Origin of the sequence: Allorhodopirellula heiligendammensis, assembly GCF_007860105.1 — a bacterium.
GTDB lineage: Bacteria > Planctomycetota > Planctomycetia > Pirellulales > Pirellulaceae > Rhodopirellula > Rhodopirellula heiligendammensis.
In genome coordinates, this window is the sequence record NZ_SJPU01000001.1 from 1581595 (window position 1) to 1603226 (window position 21632).

Below are 21632 nucleotides of genomic sequence, written 5' to 3' on the forward strand. Positions count from 1 at the left end.
TGTGGAATTTCAATCGTTCGCGGGGGTACTGGTCAGCTCGCCGGGATCGGGGTCACCCAGGTAGTCTTCGATGTACAGCATTTGCACGACCACCATGATTGCGACTACCATCGGTGCAGCCATCATGATCCCCATCACACCGACCAGAACGCCCATTAGCAATTGAGCAGCGATCGTCAGGATCGGCGGCAGTGTGACCTCGCTCCGCTGGATCATGGGCGTAATCAGGTAACTCTCGACTCCCTGCAGCACCACGTTGAATATGCCCACGTAGATCGCAGTTTCGGTGCTGACGTTGAGCGCGAGCAGAATCTGCGGTACCGCAGCGAGTAGCGGCCCGAAGTTGGGCAGGAACGTCAACAATGCTGCGAGGACACCGAGGGTGACCGGTAGCGGGACGTCGAGGAAATACAGGCCAATGGATGTCAGCACTCCCACGATAGCCATCGACATCAGCCGTCCGATGATCCAGCGGACGAGCGCGCTGTTGAGTTGATCGAGCACTTCGCCAGCACGATCGCGCGATCGTAGCGGAACTAACTTTAGCAGCCCTGTCCGATAGAGCTGAGGCTCGTAAGCCGCGTACAGGCCCACAAACAGGATGACGAAAGCACCTGTGATTGCCGCACCGAGCGATCGCATTCCGGTCAGGACGCCTTTCCAGGCTGTGGCGGCATGTTGGAACATCGTTTGTTTGAGATCAACGGATTCAGGTACGACCTTTTTCGTCAGCTCTGATTCACTCGCTTGCTGCTGAGCATTCTGGAGAGATGTCTGCAACTCGGCCGCAAACTCGTCTGCTCGATCCACGACGAGTGAGCCCAGGTAGTAGAAACCTAGGCAGGTCGCGAGGAGAAACACAGTCACCACAATCATGTAGTTTGATTGGTATGACAGTGGCGTATGATCGGCGAGCCAGTTCGAGATGCCGTGGATGAGTAGCCCGAACAGCAGCCCGGCAAACACCAATAGCAACACATTAACAGCCGAAATCAATAGCCCCGCTGCCGCCAGTACCAAGCCAAGCAGCAGAGTTCCGAGGGCAAGTAGTTGAAAGTGGCGCAGACGATTAGGCACGGGTGACTCAGCGGGAGATGAAAACGAGAAAGGCTGTAGGACGTCGAGACGAAATGCTGCAACAGCAGCGTTGCCGGAGCAGAAGCACTTTTCATACCAGTGGTGCTGCCGAAGCACTCTAACCTCTGGGGAGCGATCGCGCGAACATGGTGAACGTCTGGCGGCGCGAACACTCCGTCACAGGGACTGTTCTTGGTACCGACCGTCCGCTGTGCGGGACACGCAACCCGACCACTACCGGGGAAACCTCAATCGTACGACATCCGGCGCCCGTCGTTGAGAAGGATCGGACGTGCTTGTTAGTTCAGTGGGCTGTCAGGGGTGTTTTCACTTTTGCCCGGTGCAATGCCGAACCAGAGTCGTTGACGATCTTGGAATGGAATGCGTAGCTCAAAATTCTCGAAGCAGACGCCGCCAGCAATCGGTGCCACCGTCCCCCAGTAGGTTCGCCGTGCATTGACCGCAACGGTGGGAGCTGATTCTGCTTCAGTACGCCAAACGTGCGTCGCCCCCTGCCCTGTGTATCGCCACTGCGGCGGTACTACGGTTGCGTAGGCGGCGTGAGCCGGCTGTTCGAAATTGCTGCTCAGGCTGACCTCGTACTCGCCCTTGCCGGTCCGTCCCAACTTCTCTGCGGGCCACGACCGCCAGGGCAGGAACCCTAACCCGTCGAGCTGTTCGTCACTCCAGAGATCCGCGGCTCGCGCGGTTTGACCGTCGGCAAGATGAAGTTCTCGCAACATTCCGTAGTTCCCCATCGTCGCCGAAATCACGCAGCTCTCCATCGGAGCACTGTGGGGCGCGGCGTGGATCGTGATCTCGACTTCGTGAGGACGCCCGCGATAGAAGATCAACTCCAGAATCGGATGGGCACCATTTCGAAACGGCTCCGGATGGACAAACAGAGTCAACGTCCCCGCTTGTGGATCGAGTATTCCCGACGGCAACTCATCAGCCGCCGTCACCTTCAACACTTGATTCGCTGGCGTGAACGTTAAACCACTCTGTCCAGGGTGCTGGCGGCTTTGCTCCAGTTCAGATTGCCCACGTCCCGGCAGTCCCGTGACCGCCGGTTCGACAGACAAAAAGTTTACCATCCGCGGGTATTGCTGGCGGAGGTACGGCGCATAAATACGAATCAGCCCCTGGGGACCGGGCGCCGGGGCCAAGCCGATTCGTAATCCGTCACGGTGTCCCCAGGTCGGCCGGTCTGCGGGGACGCCATGGCCGGGCCAGACGAACTCATCGCTGGCAGTGGCCGGTCGACTGGCCAGCAGCAGGACCAATAGGATCCCACGAACCAGTGAGCCTGAGACGGTTCCCTCGGGGCGTCTCATGAACTTCACGCGTGGACGATCAAGCATCAGCTAACTCGCATCGGCGTCTGACGAAACTGAAAATCCCGTCATGGGTAGCTCCTGAGATTCGATAGGAAGACCGATAGGTCTCGCCCTGTGCTAGCGTTGTACCCGAGCGGAACCGCCCTTGGCGAAGGCTTCGACTTCAGCGAGCGAGGCGCGGCTGACGTCGCCGGGATAAGTCGTCAGCAAAGCTCCGTGAGCCCAGCCCAAACGCAGGGCTTCGTCTGGACTGCGGCCATCGAGCAGGCCGTAGGTCAGTCCGGATGCAAACCCATCGCCACCACCGATCCGGTCGAGCACGTCCAGCTCCGCAGTGGGTGCCACGTACTCTTTGCCTTCGTGCCACAGCACGGCGCTCCACGAGTGGCGGTTGGTCGAATGAACTTCCCGCAATGTGGTGGCAACCGCTTTGACGTTCGGGAATTTCTCGACGGCGTCACCGATCATCTTGAAGAAGTTCTTGGGATCGAGCCCGCCACCGGACTTCTCTTCCACGTCGGGGCCTTTGATGCCGCAGCCCTTCTGTAGGTCTTCTTCATTGCCGACGAGCAAATCGACATTTTGAACGATCTTGGCCATCATCTCTTGGCCTTTGGGCAGGCCGCCAATGGTGTCCCATAATTTAGCGCGGTAGTTTAAATCGAAGGAGCGAATGGCACCGTGACGTCCGGCCGCTTCCATCATTTCAATGACGACTTGAGCAGTCGTTTCGGACAAAGCAGCGAAGATCCCACCGCTGTGAACCCATCGCACGCCGCCCGCGAAAATCTTGTCCCAGTCAAAATCACCTGGCTTGAGCATTCCGCCGGCTTCGTTGGCCCGGTTGTAGAACACGACCGGCGCGCGAACGCCCTGTCCACGATCACTGTACACGGTGGCCATGTTCGGACCTCGCACACCATCATGTTCGAAGTGCTTGTAGAACGGTCGCACGCCCATCGCCCGGACTTGACGCTGGATCAATTCCCCGATGCCGTTGTTGACCATGGCGGTTGCGACTCCAGTCGACAAACCGAAGCAGGACGATAGGTTCGCGGCGCAGTTGTATTCACCGCCCGAAACATGCACGTCAAAATTGGTGGCTGTGCGAAACGGGATCACGCCCGGGTCGAGACGGTGCACCAAGGCCCCCAGAGCGAGGAAATCAAGATCGGCACCCGCGGCGGGAATGTTCAAAGAAGCCATGTTTTTACCATTTCATGCAAAGAGGAGTGGGTGAGCCGTTTGGACGCTAGCGGCCTACGGATGAACACGCTTTCGCGTTTTTGAATGAGCAAAGACCAACCCGAAGGGCCAGCGAGGGCAAAATAGACCGCTTCGTTGGTGTTGTGGGTTAATCGAATTAACAGCCCTCAAGGGGCCGCCATGTCTGTCAAGTCAACCCGGAGCCTAACAGCTAAACGCAATTCACTCGCGGCCATTCGCTAACAGTTAAATCGTGACAGAGGCGAAACCGCCGTCGACGGCGATGTTCTGGCCGGTGACGAACGAGGATGCTTGGCGACTGGCTAACCAGATTGCTGCTCCCGCGAGTTCTTCGGCTTTGCCGAACCTCGCCATGGGGGTGTGACCGATGATTTGGCCGCCCCGTTCGGTGTAACTGCCGTCTTCCTGGAAGAGCAATTTGCGGTTTTGCTCGGCAGGAAAAAAGCCTGGGCTGATCGCGTTGACGCGAACGCCAGTGGTCGCCCATTCGCGGGCCAGCCACAGAGTGAGATTGATCACAGCGGCTTTTGCCGCCGAATAGGCAACGACTCGCGACAGCGGAATGATGCCTGACATCGAAGCGATATTGATGATGCTGCCGACACCGGCGTCGATCATCGCGGGCGCAAACACTTGGCTGGGCAATAGTGCACCGCCGACGAGATTGAGGTCAAAGACCGTTTGCCAAGCGTCCAGGGGCAGGCCACAGATGTCGCCGCCGGGCGGGATGGTGGCATCGGGGTGATTGCCGCCTGCGGCATTGACGAGCACGGTGGGCGTACCCGCCCATGCGATCACGTTATCGCGGGCGGCTTCGAGCGATTCTCGCTGCAGCCCATCGGCGGCGAAAAACTTGGCGTCGCCGCCTGCCGCCACAATCGCTTCGGCACGTGCGTTGCCGCGTTCGGCATTGCGACCAAGTACGGCGATTTTCGCCCCCGCACTGCCAAGGGCCTCGGCCATCTGCCCGCCGAGTTCACCGGTGCCGCCGATCACCACGGCGACGTCATTACTGAGATCAAAGAGTTTATTCATAGTGGCCGACAATCTAACCGTCTGTCGATGGAAAGACTAGCCCGGCCCACACCGCAGGCTCCACCCGTTTTCAGGGCGGAGGGGACTGGCGCTTTCTCGACGGGCCGAACCGTCGCTCGGCAATGCTCCCCAGACTTGTCGGTCCGGTATCACCGCATTAGAAGTCGAACGGGTCGTCCGAAGTACCGGTGCTGAAGGGGTCGCTGCCGCCGGCGGGATTGGCGAATGGGTCACCACCGGGAGCGTCAAATGGGCTGCCTTCACCACTCGGCTCAGGAGACGCCGCTGCTTCGCCTTCGGCGGGGACGGCGTTGTCCGCGACTCCCTCGAGGACGTCGTTGGATTCGATGACGGGGTCTTGATCCATGTCATCGGCAAAGGGATCGTCACCCGCGGGCACGGCGGGTGCCATCACGGCACGAGGTTTCGCTGCGGGGGCGTTTCTCGTGGGTGCCGGAACGGGCTTGGCGGCCGTGCCGGCCGGGGACGCTCCGAGTTCACCGTAGCGTGCTTTGGATCGCGCCTGACCTTTCGCCAGAGCATGCAATCGAGCGGTTTCACGAATCTGTTCCAACTTCATTCGAGTTGGGCCTTGCACGCGGGCGAGTGCTCGACCGACCGAATTGCCAAAGGCGCCGGTGGCTTCGATCTCCGCCCCCTTCTGGAAATCACCCTCCGCTTCAATTTCGCGACCACTCGCAGCAGCACTGAAACCCAGGAAGTAATAGGCTCGCGGATCGCTGTAGCCGTTGTCAATTGCCATGTTCAGCCATTCGGAGGCACGGTCGTACTGTCCGGCGTTATACGCATGGACCCCTCGACCATAAATCTCAGACAAAACCGCAGATTGAGCGTGGCAGGTGGTCCCTGAAACGGTCGCTACCAGAGCAATGACACCGGCGAGGACGTTAAAAATGGAGGTGAAGCGAATTTTCATCGCAGACGAGATCCTTGAGGAGGCAGTGAACACGAGAGGCGTCTGTGTTGGCAGCTTAACTTCCGAAACAACCGCTGGCAAACTTTTTGTCGTGGCAAGGCAGGAGATTTGCTGCGAAAATCACGTATTCTTACGATGAGGAAGGCTGTTCGGGTGCTTTTTCAGTTGCGGGCGACGACGGATAGAGGGCGCATGGGCTCACTCGTGTGGCGGGTGTCCCCGCGATTGACGGTATCGGTCTGTGCGTTTTGTGAACGAAAATCGACTCGGTTTGCGGTCAGGGGTGGTGCCAATTTGGTAGAGTGGAGTCAGTTCGCGACGGGGGAGCCGTCCGTCGAGAGCCAATTTGCTTGCGAGTTGTTCTGCTTGCGTGGGGCAAAGTCGCTCACGACGGGCATCTTGCGGCGACAGGCGAAGCCGTCGATCGACATTTGTAGTTACAGGGCTCCCCCGGTCTGCACTGGTTGAGCCTGCACTTCATTTTTTGCGGATTGTTCTGACGATGTTTTTCGGCCTGCCTGTATTGAATCTGTCTGCGTGTCGTCGGCGAACCTTTGTCATGGTCGCGGTGTGGGCATGGGTTGGTATCGGATCGGCGGTGCCCTGCTCTGCTGTCCAGCAGGATTTGTCGGCGGTTAGCGACGCAGAGATCGCGAGGTTGATCGAGGGGTTGGCGTCGGATAGCTACGCGATGCGATTGCGCTGCCGCGATCGACTCATGCGAATTGGCTTGGCCGCCTTCGATCAATTGCGAGACGCACGCAATCATCCCGATAGTGAAGTAGCCATAGTGGCAAGGCGTTTGACGAGCGGTTTGAGGGTCCAGTGGTCCACTCCTACGGACGCCACCGAGGTCCGAGAACTGTTGTCCGAGTACAGTTCCCACAGTGTCGCGCAGCGGCAGATGCGGATCGAGTCGATTGCAGATCTCCCTCGCGGTGACGCATTTTCGCCCTTGTTGCGATTGGCTCGCTTTGAGCCGGAGCCAGCCCTCGCCCGCGCCGCAGCATTGGCACTGATCGGGTTGGACACTCGCCCCGCGACCTCCCTGCATCGCCGGACGCCCGAAACCAACTCGCAATCCTCCGTTCGCGATGGTTTGGAGGCTGCCCAGATCGAGGCCAGTTCACTGCCGCCGGGCAGAATCAGTAGCGCATGGCTGCAGCAGTACGCAGCTGATCTTCGTTCAGGGCGTTTGGATGTTCCCGCTTGGGAGAAGTTGATTTCGCAGAACCGTGAACATCTCGCCTTGGATGACGGCGACTTGATTAGCGAATCGAGTATTTCTGCGACCGAATTGCTCGATCTGATCGCCTTGACCGCTGAGCGAGCGCTCGCTCATGACAGCAAGGACGACGCGGTTGGGCTCATGATCGCCAACGTTGATTTGATTCCTGCGAAAACGCAGCGATTGATCGAGATCTCGACTTGGGCGCTGGAGCATTCGCTCGATCGTGTCGTCGTCGAGTTGTACGAATCCCAACGCGAATTGGTGGAGAAGAGCCCGATACTACTCTATTCGGTTGCCGAAGCGTTCTCGCACCTTGATCGTGAGATCGATGCGAGCAAGCTCGCCGAAGCCGCCCTCGCCATCAATCCTCTCGCTCAAGAGGGCGATTCTGCGGTGCACCCCCAAACCCTTGAGTACAACGCGTTGGCGCATATTGAAATTGCCGCCGAGCTTGTTCAGCGAGGGCTGTTTCGCTGGGCCGAACAAGAGTTCGAGATTGTGATCGACCGGTTGCCTGTCGATACTGCCGTCTCATCATTCGCGAGATTGCGGTTGGCGGAGATGTTTGGCGAGATGCAGCGTCACGCCGATGTTGTCAGAACGCTCACGCCGTTGACCGAACGGATCAGTCAGGATGATGAGTTTCGCGAACGGTTAATCGCACGTCGCTTCTCGTACACCGATGTGCAGAGCAATCTGGATTTTCATCGCGGGCTGCTGATGATCCAGCAGGGCGACAGCGAGGCCGCCAAGCCGGTCCTACGCAAAGCCTACGACATGGACAAGGATAACATCGACATCCTGATCGCGATGTATCGTCTCGATGGTGACGAGCAGTGGCGCGAGTCGGTTGCCAGCATACTCGATGAGCAAATCCGGATGGCGCAAAGTGAAATCGACGATGCCCGCAACAACATGCAGCGGCTGGGGCCTTTTCGCACCTCGGATCTTGAATTGGCTCAACATCTCAATGCTTACGCGTGGTTGGTCAGCAATACTGCGGGCGATACCGACAAGGCGCTGCGATATAGCAAGGAATCGCTGCGGATTTCGCCGGGCCGATCGGCATTGATGGATACCTGTGCTCGCTGCTATTTCGCCGTGGGTGACCTCGAGGCAGCCGTCAAGATGCAAACCGAGGCGTGTGAGCTCACCCCGCATTCGCCTCCGCTCCTGCGCCAGCTCAAAGAGTTTCGTGACGCGTTGCAAGCGTCGCAAAAGCGTATAGATTAGGTGTCGCAGGATTGGAAGGTAGCAGATTTTGCGAGAGATCTCCGTTCCCAGGGGACTTTCACAAGCTCCACTGCCCCGAGTGCTGCACACCCCTGAACGCACCTCTGTCGACACTGATGCAGCCAGCATGACCCACCCCATCTCCCTTGGACTCGATTTCGGTACCGAATCTGTCCGTGCTGTATTGGTCGATTCGACTGGCAAACAGCACGGTACAGCGACGGTCCCGTACGCTCACGGCCAGATCACCTCCTCGCTGCCGGGCGGCTCGGAACCATTGCCGCCCCACTACGCTTTGCAAGCTCCGCAGGATTGGGTCGACTCGGCTGCCGAGGCCACGCGGGCGGCGATTGCCCAGGCGGGCATCACTGCCGATCGCGTGATTGGCGTCGGCGTCGACTTCACCAGTTGCACGATGTTGCCTACCACGCGTGCGGGGACGCCGCTGTGCGATTTGGAGACGTTTCGTGGCACGGCGCTCGCCTGGCCGAAGTTATGGAAGCATCATGGGGCGATGAAGCAGACGGCACACATGAACGAGGTCGCGACGGCCCGCAACGAGTCGTTTCTAAAACGCTACGGCGGCACGATTGGGCTGGAATGGTTCTTTCCCAAAATGCTCGAAACGATCGAGGATGCTCCTGAGGTCGCAGCAGCCGCTGAGATTTGGATCGAGGCCGGTGATTGGTTCGTCTGGCAACTCGTCGGCGGACCTGCTGACTCACTCGCTCGCTCGACATGCCAGGCGGGCTACAAAGCGATGTGGTCGGCAGCGGAGGGATATCCATCGCAGGAGTATTTCTCAGCGGTTTCGCCGCAGCTCGCCGCCGCAGTTGAAAACTGCCTGCCGGGCGAAATGCGGTCCCCCGGTGAACGGGCTGGTAGCTTGAGCGACGCGATGGCAGAGCGATTTGGCTTGGCTCCTGGCATCGCTGTTTCTACTGCGATCATCGACGCGCATGCTGCTGTTCCGGGCGTGGGTGCGGGCGACCCGGGCACTCTCGTCATGGTGATGGGGACCAGCAGTTGTCACATGCTCAACTCCCACACGCTGGCGGATATCACCGGGGTCGCCGGGGTTGTCGATGGCGGAATCTTGCCTGGGTTGTATGGTTACGAGACCGGCCAAGCGGCGGTAGGCGATGCGTTCGCATGGCTGCGAAACCTGCTCGGATTAGAATCGTTTGATTCGCTGTCCGAATCGGCCATGCAACTGCCTCCAGGGGCGGAGGGGGTGACTTGTTTGGATTGGATGAATGGTTGCCGCACACCGTTGATGGATGGCGAGTTGCGAGGCGCGTTCACTGGTCTGGGGCTGCATCACAGCGGCGAGCACCTGTACCTCGCGATGTTGGAGGCCTCTGCCTTTGGACTCCGCTGGATCGTGGAGTTGCTGCGCGAGGGTGGAGTGGAAATCAACCGCCTCATCGCCACCGGTGGACTGCCGCATCACAACCGCGCATTTATTGAAGTCTACGCGGATGTGATTGGCTGCGAGATTGAAATTCATCCCTCTACTCAGGCAACGGCGGTTGGTGCCGCCGTTCTAGGGATGATCGCAGCGGGCTCTCAAGCCAGCGGTTTTAGTGAAATCGCTGCTGCCGCAACCGCCATGGCAGCAGCGCCGCAATCCCAGTTTGACGTCGTCAGTCCTCGTGCTGACCGTGCTGAAAAGTACAACGGACTGTACCGGAGATACCGAGATCTGGCCACCGCCGTGGCCGACGGGCTCTAGCAGTTAGGGTGACTGTTGATGTAGTGAGCCGAGACGCGTCAGCGGCCGCGCCGTTACCTACCTGATGATTTACTAACCCGATTTGCCAGCGAGGCAGTCCAGTTCGTTGCTCGCTGGCGTTTCGAGTTCGTATTTGTGCATTCGGATGGCGAAAGCAATTGACTCGACCGGCGATTACGACACTCGGCTCACTCGTGGGTCACCAACATTGATTCAATCCAACATCTCATTCGTACGATCCATTTCCAAGAACGAGGGCGATTGATTTCGCCTGCGTTTTCATTCCTCCACCCCACCCTACCCTGCTGCTCATGTCTACTGCATCATCCCATTCCAACATGCCGATTACACTCGTTGCTTCGGGCGACTTACGCGACTCTGCCAACCAAGTCTGCTGGGAAGCTCAGCAGGCCATGGAGAAGCAGCTCACTACCGCGATCAGTCGCTTCGGCCGCACCGTCGTTCGCGGTCACGAGTTTGACGAAACTCGAGGGCATGGTTTCATCCGTTCGCAGCGACAAGGGATGGACGTGTTCCGCGGCATCGACCCCGATTCGCCTGTGATCGTCGCCGAAGCTGTGTGGCAGTACTCCCATCACGTGCTCGCTGGATTGATCTCGCACCGCGGGCCAATTCTCACGGTGGCGAATTGGTCGGGACAATGGCCGGGCTTGGTGGGACTCCTGAATCTGAACGGTTCGTTGGCCAAGGCGGGGGTGAAGTATTGCTCGCTCTGGAGTGAGACTTTCGACGATGACGCTTTCCTGGAGAAATTGCAGTCGTGGCTTGATACGGGGGCGCTCACCCACGACACTTCCCACGTCGCCCCGTTCGATCTTATGGCGTGTGATGATCAATCGCGTGCCGTCGGCCAAATCGTTGCTCAGACGTTGCAACGCGACCAAGCAATCATGGGTGTGTTTGATGAGGGTTGCATGGGCATGTTCAATGCGATTATCCCAGACTCTCTACTCAACCCGCTCGGCATTTTTAAGGAACGGCTTAGCCAGTCGGCGTTGTATCACGAAACCCGGAATGTGTCCGATGGCGAGGCGCAGAAAGTCCGCGATTGGCTGGATGATCAAGGCATGACGTTTCATACCGGACCTGATCATACGAACGATCTCACGGACGCTCAAATTCTAGATCAGTGCCGCATGTATATCGCGACGCTCCGGATCGCCGATGACTTCGGCTGTGATTGTGTTGGCATCCAGTACCAGCAGGGGCTCAAGGATTTGTTGCCGGCGAGCGATCTCGTCGAAGGCATGCTTAACGACTCGGTACGGCCAGCGGTGATGTCCCACGACGGATCACGGGAGCTGTTTGCGGGACGTCCACTAACGCACTTTAACGAGGTTGACGAGTGCGCGGGAGTTGATGGATTGTTAACCGAGCGCATCCATCGTGCCCTCGGCCAGCCGGTGGAGAACACGTTGCATGACTTGCGATGGTCCGATCGAGATGCCTCCGGCACGGTCGACAGCGAAGTATGGGTGCTGGAGATCAGTGGCGCGGTGCCCGCATCGCACTTTGCCGGTGGCTGGGCAGATGCGGAAGGCTTTCGTCAACCGCCGATGTATTTCCCCAGTGGCGGTAGTACCGTGCGCGGTATCTCGAAGCCAGGTTCGGTCGTTTGGTCACGAATCTTTGTCGCTGATGGACGTTTGAAGATGGATATCGGCCGAGCTACGGCCGTCGCGCTGCCCGCCGAGGAGACTCAACGTCGCTGGGACAGCACGACGCCCGTGTGGCCGGTCATGCACGCGGTGCTGCACGGCGTGACGCGAGACCAAATGATGGCGCGGCACCACGCCAATCACATCCAAGTCGCCTACGCCAACTCAGAAGCCGAAGCCGACCTCGCCATGCAGGCGAAGGCTGTCGCAGCGGCTGAGCTTGGGATCGAAGTGTTTCAGTGTGGGGGAGCGAAGTAGGATGGGACCATTCTTGTGCGGCAAATCTCCAACGGCCTACGTCCCTACCGATTCAGCGTCCGGGAATCCAAGCACGTTCGTGTTGAGTTTGCCACCCGTAACGACGAGCTGGTGGATCGCTTCACGCATGATTTGATCGGTAACGACAATCGCGTCCGAGTCCGTTTCGTTGCAAGCGAGTAGCAACGCTCGTTTGCAGAGTTCTTGCAGGAACGCGGGGCTGGCTCGGTCTGTGCGTGCCGCCCAAGACGAGAGGTCGAGTGCGGCCGAATGCACCAATTCGCTTGCATCGCCGGCGGCAAGTTCCTTTGCATGCGCTGGAGTGAGAAAAAGCTCCAGCAATCGCAATCGAGCTTGTTGATCGGGTAGTGGGAATTCGATGGCCTGCGACACTCTGCCGGGGCGTGACGCGAGTGCAGGCTCCAGTACATCAGGTCGATTTGTCGAGAGAATTACCATCGTATCGCTGCTCGACGACAGCCCATCCATTTCATTCATTAACTCTTGCAATCCCTCTAGCCGACCGTTGGCCTGCGTACGGTTGGTGGCTAAGAGGTCAACGTCCTCAACGATGACAACGGTCGGCTCCAAGTATGCCGCCAGCCGAAAGCATTCCCGCAAGGTTTCCGGTTCCAGATCGGTGGGGACAATGACCGTATGGTCGACCAATTTCGAAAGTAAATACTTGGTCACCAACGTCTTGCCTGTGCCCGGTGGTCCATAAAACAAGAGACCGAGTCGCGACGAATGGCCGAATCCTGCCAAGCGATGGCGATGTTTGGCACGCGTAAGCAACAGGGTCTCGGCAAGAGATAAAACTTCGTCAGGGAGAACGAGCTCACCTCGTGTTGCTGTTGGACGATCGACAATCCGGACAGTAGTCGACTTGGAGCCAAAGGGGGCATGAACCTGCACGGCGTGCCCGCGAAAAATCGATGCTTGGCTGGACCGAGCCAACAGCCACTGCATCAACGAATTGGCTTGCTCAATTGTGTCAGCGCAGAGTTGCAGTGGGTTGACCTTGCGATTGGAATACTCCTCCTCCTCGTCGAATGCATTGTTTTCGAACGTAGCTTTGACAATGCATTTTTGGTCTCCGATATGTAAAAAGAAGACTGCGTTCTCGGGAATGTTGATGAGCTTTCCACCATCGATATCCACCGTCCGCCACGCGACGTCGTCAATGGTCGGGTTGCTGACACGCAGCGATTTCAGATCGAATCCGGCGGCCATCGCCAGTAGAGGCTGCGACGGGGATTCCTCACAGTGCTCCTGCATCGCTCGAACCACGTCGGCGAGCCGATTCATGGAGATATGTTTGTCAACAAACGTCAGGTCAGCGATGGGTCGCTGCATGAAACGGGCGACATGCCGGCGCATCCCGAACAGCCAAGTTGAAAAACAGTACCAGAACGTCCACCCGCAAACAGATAGAAAGGCGAATATCAGCGCGGATTTGTCGCGATCAAGAATGACCTGACTGAGCGTGATGGCACAGCCCAGAAAAATAATCACGAGCCAAATAACGCCATTGGCAGCTCGTAGGCGTTTAATGGTTCTCATGGCTTGCATTGCTCATCACACGCGGGGGTAACGTCGTTAGTTTCCATTCTACCGTTTGACTCCCAGGGCGATGCCTTGGCCATACGCTGCCGGTGTTGTGGTCTTCCGGCTGAGGTACGAGGGTAAAAAGCGATCGTGCGAGGTGACGGGATTCGATTGGTCCATCCGGGATTATTGTGGGTAAATCCAGCACACTTGGCTCACCGCTGCGATACCCACGATAAATCCGGATGGACCATTTGATTGTACTACCTCTCCTTTGGTGTTGAACGTCAACGCTGGATCGGCGGAGCGATTCACGACTGTCATTGCCGCCGAATTGCTTAAATTCGCGGTGGTCTGGCGACGCTGGTTCGCGTAAACTGTATAGCCCCGCCGCCGACCCAGTCGGTAAAGTCACCTCGCTCCCTATATTGCTCGCTCGGAGCACCTGATGCTCGCGATACGTTTCGCCACGATTCTTCTGCTCTTGTTGGCTGGCGATTTGGTCGCCCGGGCGGAGTCTTTACAGGCCACTTTTGAAGAGACCGTGCGCCCGGTTCTGCAGGCCAATTGCGTCGAATGCCACAACGGTGAAACCACCGAGGGCGATCTAGACTTGAGTGCTGATGATAATCTGGCCTCCGTCATTAAAAATTTTCGTCGCTGGTCGGGCGTTTTGGATCGATTGGAGGCGGGGGAGATGCCGCCTGAGGATGCCGAACATCAGCCTAGCCCTGCCGAACGTGCGGCCGTGATTGCATGGATCGAGCAAGTGAAAGTTGCCGAAGCGGCGCGGACCAAGGGAGATCCGGGCATCGTGCTCCCGCACCGGCTCAGCAGCAGTGAGTACAATTACACGATTCGCGATTTGACTGGCGTCGATATCCAACCTGCCGCCGCATTTCCGGTCGATCCCGCCAACGAAGCCGGATTTGATAACTCCGGTGAATCGCTAGCCATGTCCCCTGCCCTGCTGAAGAAGTATCTAGGTGCGGCCAGCAAAGTCGCGGAACATTTGGCCCTGACTCCGAGTGGATTTGAGTTCGCACCTCATCCGGTCATCACACCCACCGACCGCGACAAGTTTTGCGTCAACCGCATCATCGATTTCTATCGACGCCAGCGAACTGACTACGCTGTTTACTTTGAAACGTTATGGCGGTTTCAGAACCGTGAGGAGCTTGGCCATGGTGACGCAACGCTTACGCAATTATCGCGTGAGCGTGGACTCAGCGAACGCTACTGCAAAACACTCTGGCAATTATTGGGCGATGAAGTTGAGGCTGATGAAGCTGTTGGACCGATCGCGGCATTGCGACTGTCATTTCACGAACTGCCCGATGCTTCGACCCCCGAGAATATCTCGGCGGCGGTCGCGGGATGTCAGACCATGGCTTCGTTCGTTTCGAGTCTGCGGGCATCGCTGGTTCCTGAGGTTGCCAACTTGACCTCTCCGAAAATCCACAACGGGTCGCAAGCTTTGGTGCTGTGGAAGAACCGTCAATTCGTCGCCAATCGACGTCGCTACATTGACAGCGAATTACCTCGAGGCGACTTTGGACTCAAGCAGGAGTCCCAGGCTGCCAACGCGATGGCGGTCGGCGATGATACGGACGTCACGGCGTATAAGAAAGGTTTGACACAGTTTTGCGATGTTTTCCCGGATGAGTTCTTTGTTTCCGAGCGGGCCCGTGTGTACCTCGATCAAAAGAGCGAGAAGAAGTTGAAGGGGCGATTTCTGAGTGCGGGTTTCCATAGCCAGATGGGATACTTTCGCGACGACGCGCCCCTCGGCGACTTGATGCTTGATGACGAGGATCGAGCCGAACTCGACCGACTGTGGTTGGAATTGGACTTTGTGGCGTCCGCACCGATGCGTCAGTACGCTGGGTTTATTTGGTTCGACCGGACGGACTCGGTGTTCATGCGCGACCGGGTCTTTGATCGCTATCGAGCTGAAGATAAAGACTGCACATCGGCAGAGAAGGTCGCCGGGTTGGCGGATGAATATTGCGCCAAGGCCGAGCGGGCGGGCGCGAGCGACCAGGCTCTCGCTGCCCTCCGATATTACTTTGACGACATGAACAAGACGTTTCGATATCTCGAGAAGCTCAGTATTGAGTCGCAGCCTCGTCAGGTGGATGCGTTGATCGAGTTCGCCGAACGCGCCTATCGACGTCCATTGTCCGCCGGCGAAGTCGCATCGATCCGTTCGTTCTACGATTCCATGCGGCAGGATGAGGGGCTCAGTCATGAGAATGCCATTCGCGATGGGGTGATCGCGGTGTTGATGTCCCCGCATTTCTGTTATCGCATTGATGAGTCCAGAGATGCGGCGCGGGAAGGGGCTTCAGCAGACACGGCGGCAGCCGCAGTCCAGCCGTTGAGCGATTATTCGCTCGCCAATCGGCTGAGTTATTTTTTCTGGTCGAGCATGCCCGATGACGAACTGCTGGAACTGGCCGCGAACGATCGACTGCACGAACCCGACGTGATACTCGCCCAGACCCGGCGTCTGCTCGCTGACGATCGTGTGGATGGTTTTGTTACCGAGTTTGCCGGTAACTGGCTCGACTTCCGTCGTTTTACCGAGCATAACGGTGTGGACCGCGAGCGGTTTCCTGTGTTTACCGACGAACTGCGACACGCGATGGCGGAGGAGCCGATCCGCTTCTGCCGCGATCTCATCGCGCGTGACGGCTCGGTGTTAGATTTTTTGTATGCTGAGTACACGTTCGTAAATCCCGTTTTAGCCCAGCATTACGGCGCTGAGCCAGAGCTTTTGAGTGATGCGAGCGAACAGTGGATACGGTGGGACGGAGCGAGGCAGCACGGTCGTGGCGGATTGTTACCGATGGCTGTGTTCCTGACGCACAATTCGTCAGGTTTACGAACGAGCCCGGTCCAACGAGGCAATTGGCTGATCAAGCGGATGCTCGGCGAAAAGGTGCCCGCACCCCCCGCAACCGTCCCCGACCTGCCGAGTGACGAATCGAAACTTGGCGATCTGACACTCCGTGAAACGCTTGCGAGGCATCGACAGGACGTGGCCTGTGCGGGCTGTCACAACCGTATCGACTCGATGGGATTGGTCTTCGAGGGCTACGGGCCGATCGGCGAAGTTCGCGACGTGGACTTGGGTGGGCGAGCGATCGATGACTCCGCCGTGTTCCCCGACGACAGCGAAGGCAGCGGTTTGGTGGGCGTATTGGCGTACATCCAGACCTCGCGGGAAGACGATTTCATCGACAATCTATGCCGTAAACTCTTGGCGTTTGGGCTCGGTCGGACACTGCAGTTATCGGACGAGTCCATCATTGCCGATATGAAACAAAAACTCGTCGACAATGATTATCGATTCAGCTCGATGATGGATGTGATCGTCACGAGCCCTGCATTTTTGAATAAGCGTATCCGCATTTCTCCAGATGAGACGGTTTCAATTCCATGAAGTCAGCAAACTCTCAGTCCAAACCGATGAACCCGGCTGTTTCGCGGCGCACGCTGCTACGTGGTGCTGGGGTGGCGATGTCGTTGCCGTGGATGGAATCGATTCCAGTTTGGGGCAGCGAGACGAACGCGGGTTCCGAGCCCACCTCGTCGCCTCAACGCTTTGCCGCCCTGTTCATGGGCTGCGGCATCAACCAGGACCATTGGTGGGCCAAGGGCAGTGGCACCGAGATGGAGTTGGGCAAGAGTCTTGCCCCGATGGAAGCGATCAAGCACAAGATGAATTTCATCACAGGCTTGTTCAATGAAAATGCCACCGACGTTGGCATCCATCCTGGCCAAACCGGCAATATTCTCTCCGGTGCCTCGCTCAAGAAAGGGTCCGAACTACGTGGTGACATCAGCATGGACCAGGTACTCGCCAATCACTTTGCTGATCAGACGGTGGCCCCCAGCCTCGTGCTCGGATGTGAGCAACCCGTGACGGGCTATCACGAAACCAATTTCTCGATGGCATACAGTTCCCACATCTCGTGGCAGAACGCGACGTCGCCGGTGCCGATGGAAGTCTACCCGTCGCTGGCTTTCGATTCGCTTTTTGATAATCACGGTAGCCGGCGAATGGAGAGCATCCTGGACCGCGTGCAGGAAGACGCCGCGTCGCTGAGCCGCCGTGTCAGTCGGTCGGATCGCACCAAGCTCGACGAATACATGAGCAGCGTCCGCGAAGTCGAAAAGCGAGCTGCATCCATGCGCGCTACCCATGCCAAAGCCGCTTCGCGAGCCCAAGATCGAGGTCAGAACATGGCCGCGATGAAGCGACCTGATGACGGGTTGCCCGAAGACATTCGGGAACACATGCGGCTGATGTGCGACCTCGTCGCGATCGGCTTCCAAACCGACAAATCGCGCGTGGCGACACTCTTGCTCAATCGCGACCTGTCCGGACTGTTCTATCCCTTCCTCGACGTCAAGAGTACGCACCACTCGGCGTCACACAGCGACCGTTCGGATGAGTACGAACGGATCTCGCGTTATTACTGTTCGCAGTACGCGTACCTGGCGAGCAAGCTCGATGCGATGCCCGAGGGTGACTCCACCGTCCTGGATCATTCGTGCCTGCTGTTCATCTCGAGCATGTGGTCGGGCAATGCGCATGACTCGAGCAAGGTGCCGGTGTTGTTAACGGGAGGTTTGTCAGGAACACTCGAAACCGGCCGCGTGCTTGATTATGTAGGCAAGGACGACGACGATCGCAAACTATGCAGCATGTACCTCTCGATCATGGATCGCATGGGCGTGAAGTTAGACCGGTTCGGCGACGCTGAGCAACAACTCGCCGGATTGTAGAGCTGACACCAGACGATCCCTCGCTTGGCATGACGACCCGAATTGGCGTTCCCTTGGGCTGCTCTGCAACCGCCAGGGATGTCGATTTCATTAGTCAAAGGTTGTAGCCACGGGCGGGAGCCCGTGGATTTGGACGGGAGACGAATCCCAAAGCCCCAGCGGGGCGACAGATACTACAGGGCGATGCGGCCGCCCTATGCAACCCGTTCCCCAGGCCTGTGTGGGAAACGGTAATCCGCTCCGGTCTCACGATCCATTTCGTGCGGGAGTCGACCCGACCAACGCAGAATCGATTTGAGTGCGCCGATATAGGCCTTGATCGTCTTCGTTTTAAAATTCCGAATCTTCATCTCACGGTACATCAGTCTGACGAACTCTCTTTGAGACGGACGCTGTGTTCTCAAATCGATGGCAGCCATCTCACCGCGAAAATCCCGCGTGTCGATCACTTGATCGCGGGGCGCGTCGCGTCCGATCGCAGCACGGTACGCAGTCGCGTCGCGATAGCGGTGAATCGGATCCCGAACCGGTTTCTCAATGCGTTCCTGCTGAGCCCCTGTGACCAACCCTGATGTCTCTCGAGAATCCTCGTCCGGCCGTCTGGCTTCGGCAGATTTGCCCACATGAGAGCGGTGCTCGTCGTAGGCCGCCGAGATAGTGTTTCGCGAGGTGATCTTCGCCGCCTCATTGAACCATTCATTCGGGTCCATGGCATTGCTCCCCTCAACACAGCCATCCGCCGCGAGTCTCCCAACAGCTAGATCCGCCAGGCCGTCCCCCAGCTCAAAAGCTGAATCACCAACTTCGAATCTAAAGCTCTGTGTTCACCGATCAAGAAAAAAATCATGCAACTTCTTCGAAAACTCAAGGAAAGAAAAAAGCATCCCTCCACCCAAACCGCCAAAATAACCCACTTTCCGACACCTTGCGTTTATTGCGACAGGGTGTCGCCTATAAACATGTTGGTCGCCAGCACCGAATGAGCAACGACGACTGGTACCGCCGAACAGCTTGGAGCGACTCCGACCGCTCCGAGTTTCAGGCTCGACTTAAGCGCAGTCGCGGCGACTTCAACAAATCGCAATACGTGCGCATTCAGGCACACCATCTTGCCGCTGCCAACCTGCCATTTTGCGCCGTCGAATTGCTCGACCAACTCTTCGCCGAATTCCCACACGATTCGCAACTGGCGCAGGCTCATCTCCAGTATGCCGATTGCATGCTCGCCCTTGACCGAATCGACGACGCAATCACGGCCTACCGTCGTGCGTTCGACGCAGAACAGGCTTACCCAAACTCTCGTTCACAACTATGGCTCGACTTTCCGTGGCTAATCGTCACGCGCGGTCTATCCGACCTCTACCACGAGGTGGATATCTACCTCGACTGGGGCGGACGTTCTACGACGTTCCCTGTGGAAGAATTTCGTATGCACACAATCCTCGCTTTCTTGGCTGATGCGAATGGTGATTCCACATCATCTCGCACAAATGCCGAAGCGGCGATTGCGGCCGCTGCAAAGGAACATTCGGGCTTCGTTCGCCATCCAACTGTTGGTCTAGTTGGTGCTCCTGACACCACAGTGCTGAGCCGTCTTCAGGGGCTGGCTGGCGTGTAACTATTTAGGATTTGGGGTCAGCTCGCTTCGAGCCTGACCTCAAATCCATGTTCAAGGCGAGCTGCTTCGTGGCCCAGAGCAGGCGGAGCAGTGATGGCGAGAGGTGCGTCGCTGAGGTCCAGCGGAGCATGCGACCTGCGGCCAGTGTTTTTCGTCTGAGTCCTGTTCCCTGCCGGAAGTCCTCGTCGTAATCGTTCAAAAACACCGTGTTTTACGGGGTCTGCATCCAGCCGACAGGTTGACGGGGCATACCTTCAACGGATGTTCGTCGACAGGGTCGAAAAACAGAGTCGCTCATTGGTTGTTGGGGGCGAAGACATCGGGCTAAGCGTGCACCATCAAACTCAAGAGTTCAATTGCCCGATCCTGCAACTGCGTTTGGAATCCAACATCGTGGACCAACCGCGCCCTTCAGGTATGTCAACGCGCAAGGTCTCGGTGTCGCGGACCGCTCAGTTTACACAAAACGAGATGCAGCGCAAGAACTCTTTTCAATGCACTCTCCGCCGCGAAGTGGCTCACTTGAACATGGTTTTTACGCAAGGTCGCGGCTGTCGTCGTTGGAGAGTCTTTCGGTTGGCAATGTTCAATCGCTTCGGTCACGTTCCCTCTGGTGCCAGCCCGCGATCGTCTTCGCTGTTTGGCAACGTGCGATGGTGTTGGTAGAATCCTACGTTGTTCAATGTCGTTCTCTTCGTTTGTGAACGGCGACGTAGAACTCTCCGTTGGGCGGCACCGCTCAAAAGGCAACGCACTATGTCACTTCAAGAACTCGAAAATTCGATCGCTAAGTTGGCACCGAGCGAACTCGCAAAATTTCGTGAGTGGTTCCTGGATTTCGATGCTGCACAATTTGACAAACGCATTGAGACCGACGCAAACGATGGGCGGCTGGATTCGCTTGCCGATGCGGCGATTCGAGAACATTCCGCTGGCAAGTCAACGTCGCTGTGAACCACTTCGCGACTCCATCGTTCTGGGATGGCTACAAACAGCTTCCTGACGCCTCCCGTACTTTGGCGGACAAGAACTTTGGGCTCCTCAAGGCAAACCCAAGCCATCCTTCTCTCCACTTCAAAAAAGTTGGACGCTATCGGTCTGCTCGTGTTGGACGTGATTTCCGTGCACTCGCGGTCGAGATCGACGACGGCCTGCTCTGGTTCTGGATCGGCAATCATACCGAGTATGACCGCCTAATCAGCGTGTAGATGCCAGCCCGCCACACACCGGACACAGCATCGCGTTCGATTCCGGCATCACGATCTGCTCATGGCACACCAAGTAGTGAACCTGGCCCAATGACACTGCGATCAAGATCCGCAGCTCCTTCAACGAGCGTCGCGACGACGAGTGCAGGAAGCCGTAATGACGCACTCGATGCAGACCGGCCGGTAACACGTGCTGCAACCAACGACGAATGAACTCCTGCACCGATAACGCCATCGGGCGATACTGACGCGTTCCGCTGCGTTTGACTTGCAAGCGACAATGCGCCTCATCGAGTGAATCGGCATCATCGCACCAGTCCACTCGCCAATTGCTCACCGCACCACGGATCACGTAGGGAGCTAGATAAGCCATCGCGGCCTTGCCGTCGCCCACCGCTTCACTGTCAACGCTCCAACGACGCTGCCACACCGAAGTGTCGATCATCGCAAAGCACTCCGTGCCACGGAAACGATCTCGCAGTTTGTTACGAAACAATACCGCCAAAATCTGCTCGGGAACAAACTGTCAGTTGATAAAACTTCTTGATACCCGCCAAGACAGGCCGGAGTGAGTTGAGGGCTTTCTCTTGCCGCTGCAGCAGTAGAAACTCCCGAACCTGCTCTTCGGAGAGTTGATCAGGAGGTGTGGAGTGATGCTCGGCAAGCTGCACAATCGCGTTGTTAATTCATGAAGCTTTAGTTAACTTGG

General features: G+C 57.6%; 14 protein-coding genes and 1 pseudogene. 7 read left to right on the plus strand and 8 right to left on the minus strand.

From position 1 onward, the window contains the following. Positions 1–9: 9 nt before the first annotated feature. The 5 genes from Poly21_RS05975 to Poly21_RS05995 form a co-directional block, all read right to left on the minus strand. Positions 10–1077, minus strand: coding sequence for an AI-2E family transporter (locus Poly21_RS05975; RefSeq protein WP_302117750.1), 1068 nt, complete (start codon positions 1075–1077; stop codon positions 10–12). 299 nt (positions 1078–1376) lie between these two features. Next, the gene (locus tag Poly21_RS05980) at positions 1377–2441 is read right to left on the minus strand and encodes a hypothetical protein (RefSeq protein WP_146406002.1); all 1065 of its coding nucleotides are present in this window, start codon (positions 2439–2441) and stop codon (positions 1377–1379) included. 93 nt (positions 2442–2534) lie between these two features. Continuing rightward, positions 2535–3623, minus strand: a complete 1089-nt coding sequence (locus Poly21_RS05985; RefSeq protein ID WP_302117753.1) for a sugar kinase — start codon at positions 3621–3623, stop codon at positions 2535–2537. A 246-nt stretch (positions 3624–3869) separates the two neighbouring features. After that, positions 3870–4679 carry an SDR family oxidoreductase gene (locus tag Poly21_RS05990; RefSeq protein WP_146406003.1) on the minus strand — a complete coding sequence of 270 codons (810 nt, stop codon included), beginning with the start codon at positions 4677–4679 and terminating at the stop codon, positions 3870–3872. 157 nt (positions 4680–4836) lie between these two features. Continuing rightward, positions 4837–5616, minus strand: coding sequence for a tetratricopeptide repeat protein (locus tag Poly21_RS05995; protein ID WP_146406004.1), 780 nt, complete (start codon positions 5614–5616; stop codon positions 4837–4839). Between the two features lie 523 nt (positions 5617–6139). On the opposite strand from Poly21_RS05995, the gene Poly21_RS06000 reads away from it, so the two are divergent. The 3 genes from Poly21_RS06000 to Poly21_RS06010 all read left to right on the plus strand — a co-directional run bounded on the left by Poly21_RS06000 (position 6140) and on the right by Poly21_RS06010 (position 11752). Beyond that, positions 6140–8080 carry a tetratricopeptide repeat protein gene (locus tag Poly21_RS06000; protein ID WP_302117756.1) on the plus strand — a complete coding sequence of 647 codons (1941 nt, stop codon included), beginning with the start codon at positions 6140–6142 and terminating at the stop codon, positions 8078–8080. Between the two features lie 79 nt (positions 8081–8159). After that, on the plus strand, positions 8160–9815 hold the full coding sequence (locus tag Poly21_RS06005) for a ribulokinase (RefSeq protein WP_302117759.1): 1656 nt from the start codon (positions 8160–8162) through the stop codon (positions 9813–9815). Between the two features lie 311 nt (positions 9816–10126). Further along, positions 10127–11752, plus strand: a complete 1626-nt coding sequence (locus tag Poly21_RS06010; protein ID WP_302117761.1) for an L-fucose/L-arabinose isomerase family protein — start codon at positions 10127–10129, stop codon at positions 11750–11752. A 36-nt stretch (positions 11753–11788) separates the two neighbouring features. On the opposite strand, the gene Poly21_RS06015 is transcribed toward Poly21_RS06010, so the two are convergent. Beyond that, positions 11789–13315, minus strand: coding sequence for an AAA family ATPase (locus tag Poly21_RS06015; protein WP_302117763.1), 1527 nt, complete (start codon positions 13313–13315; stop codon positions 11789–11791). 433 nt (positions 13316–13748) lie between these two features. Here Poly21_RS06015 and Poly21_RS06020 point away from each other — a divergent pair, with 433 nt between their 5' ends. Beyond that, the gene (locus Poly21_RS06020) at positions 13749–16748 is read left to right on the plus strand and encodes a DUF1592 domain-containing protein (RefSeq protein ID WP_146406009.1); all 3000 of its coding nucleotides are present in this window, start codon (positions 13749–13751) and stop codon (positions 16746–16748) included. 26 nt (positions 16749–16774) lie between these two features. Further along, positions 16775–18097 (plus strand): DUF1552 domain-containing protein, encoded by a 1323-nt coding sequence (locus Poly21_RS06025; RefSeq protein WP_146406904.1) that lies wholly within the window; start codon positions 16775–16777, stop codon positions 18095–18097. Positions 18098–18291: 194 nt separating this feature from the next. Here Poly21_RS06025 and Poly21_RS06030 read toward each other — a convergent pair whose 3' ends face one another. Continuing rightward, positions 18292–18807 (minus strand): hypothetical protein, encoded by a 516-nt coding sequence (locus Poly21_RS06030; protein ID WP_146406010.1) that lies wholly within the window; start codon positions 18805–18807, stop codon positions 18292–18294. Positions 18808–18917: 110 nt separating this feature from the next. Between Poly21_RS06030 and Poly21_RS06035 the strand changes: the two genes are divergently transcribed. Both Poly21_RS06035 and Poly21_RS06040 read left to right on the plus strand, forming a co-directional pair. Beyond that, a complete protein-coding gene (locus Poly21_RS06035; protein WP_146406011.1) occupies positions 18918–19715 on the plus strand; it encodes a tetratricopeptide repeat protein in 798 nt (265 codons plus the stop codon). A 756-nt stretch (positions 19716–20471) separates the two neighbouring features. Continuing rightward, a complete protein-coding gene (locus Poly21_RS06040; RefSeq protein ID WP_146406012.1) occupies positions 20472–20669 on the plus strand; it encodes a hypothetical protein in 198 nt (65 codons plus the stop codon). 261 nt (positions 20670–20930) lie between these two features. On the opposite strand, the pseudogene Poly21_RS27105 reads toward Poly21_RS06040, so the two are convergent. Next, a pseudogene (locus Poly21_RS27105) lies at positions 20931–21446 on the minus strand (transposase); the annotation flags it as partial. Positions 21447–21632: the final 186 nt, after the last annotated feature.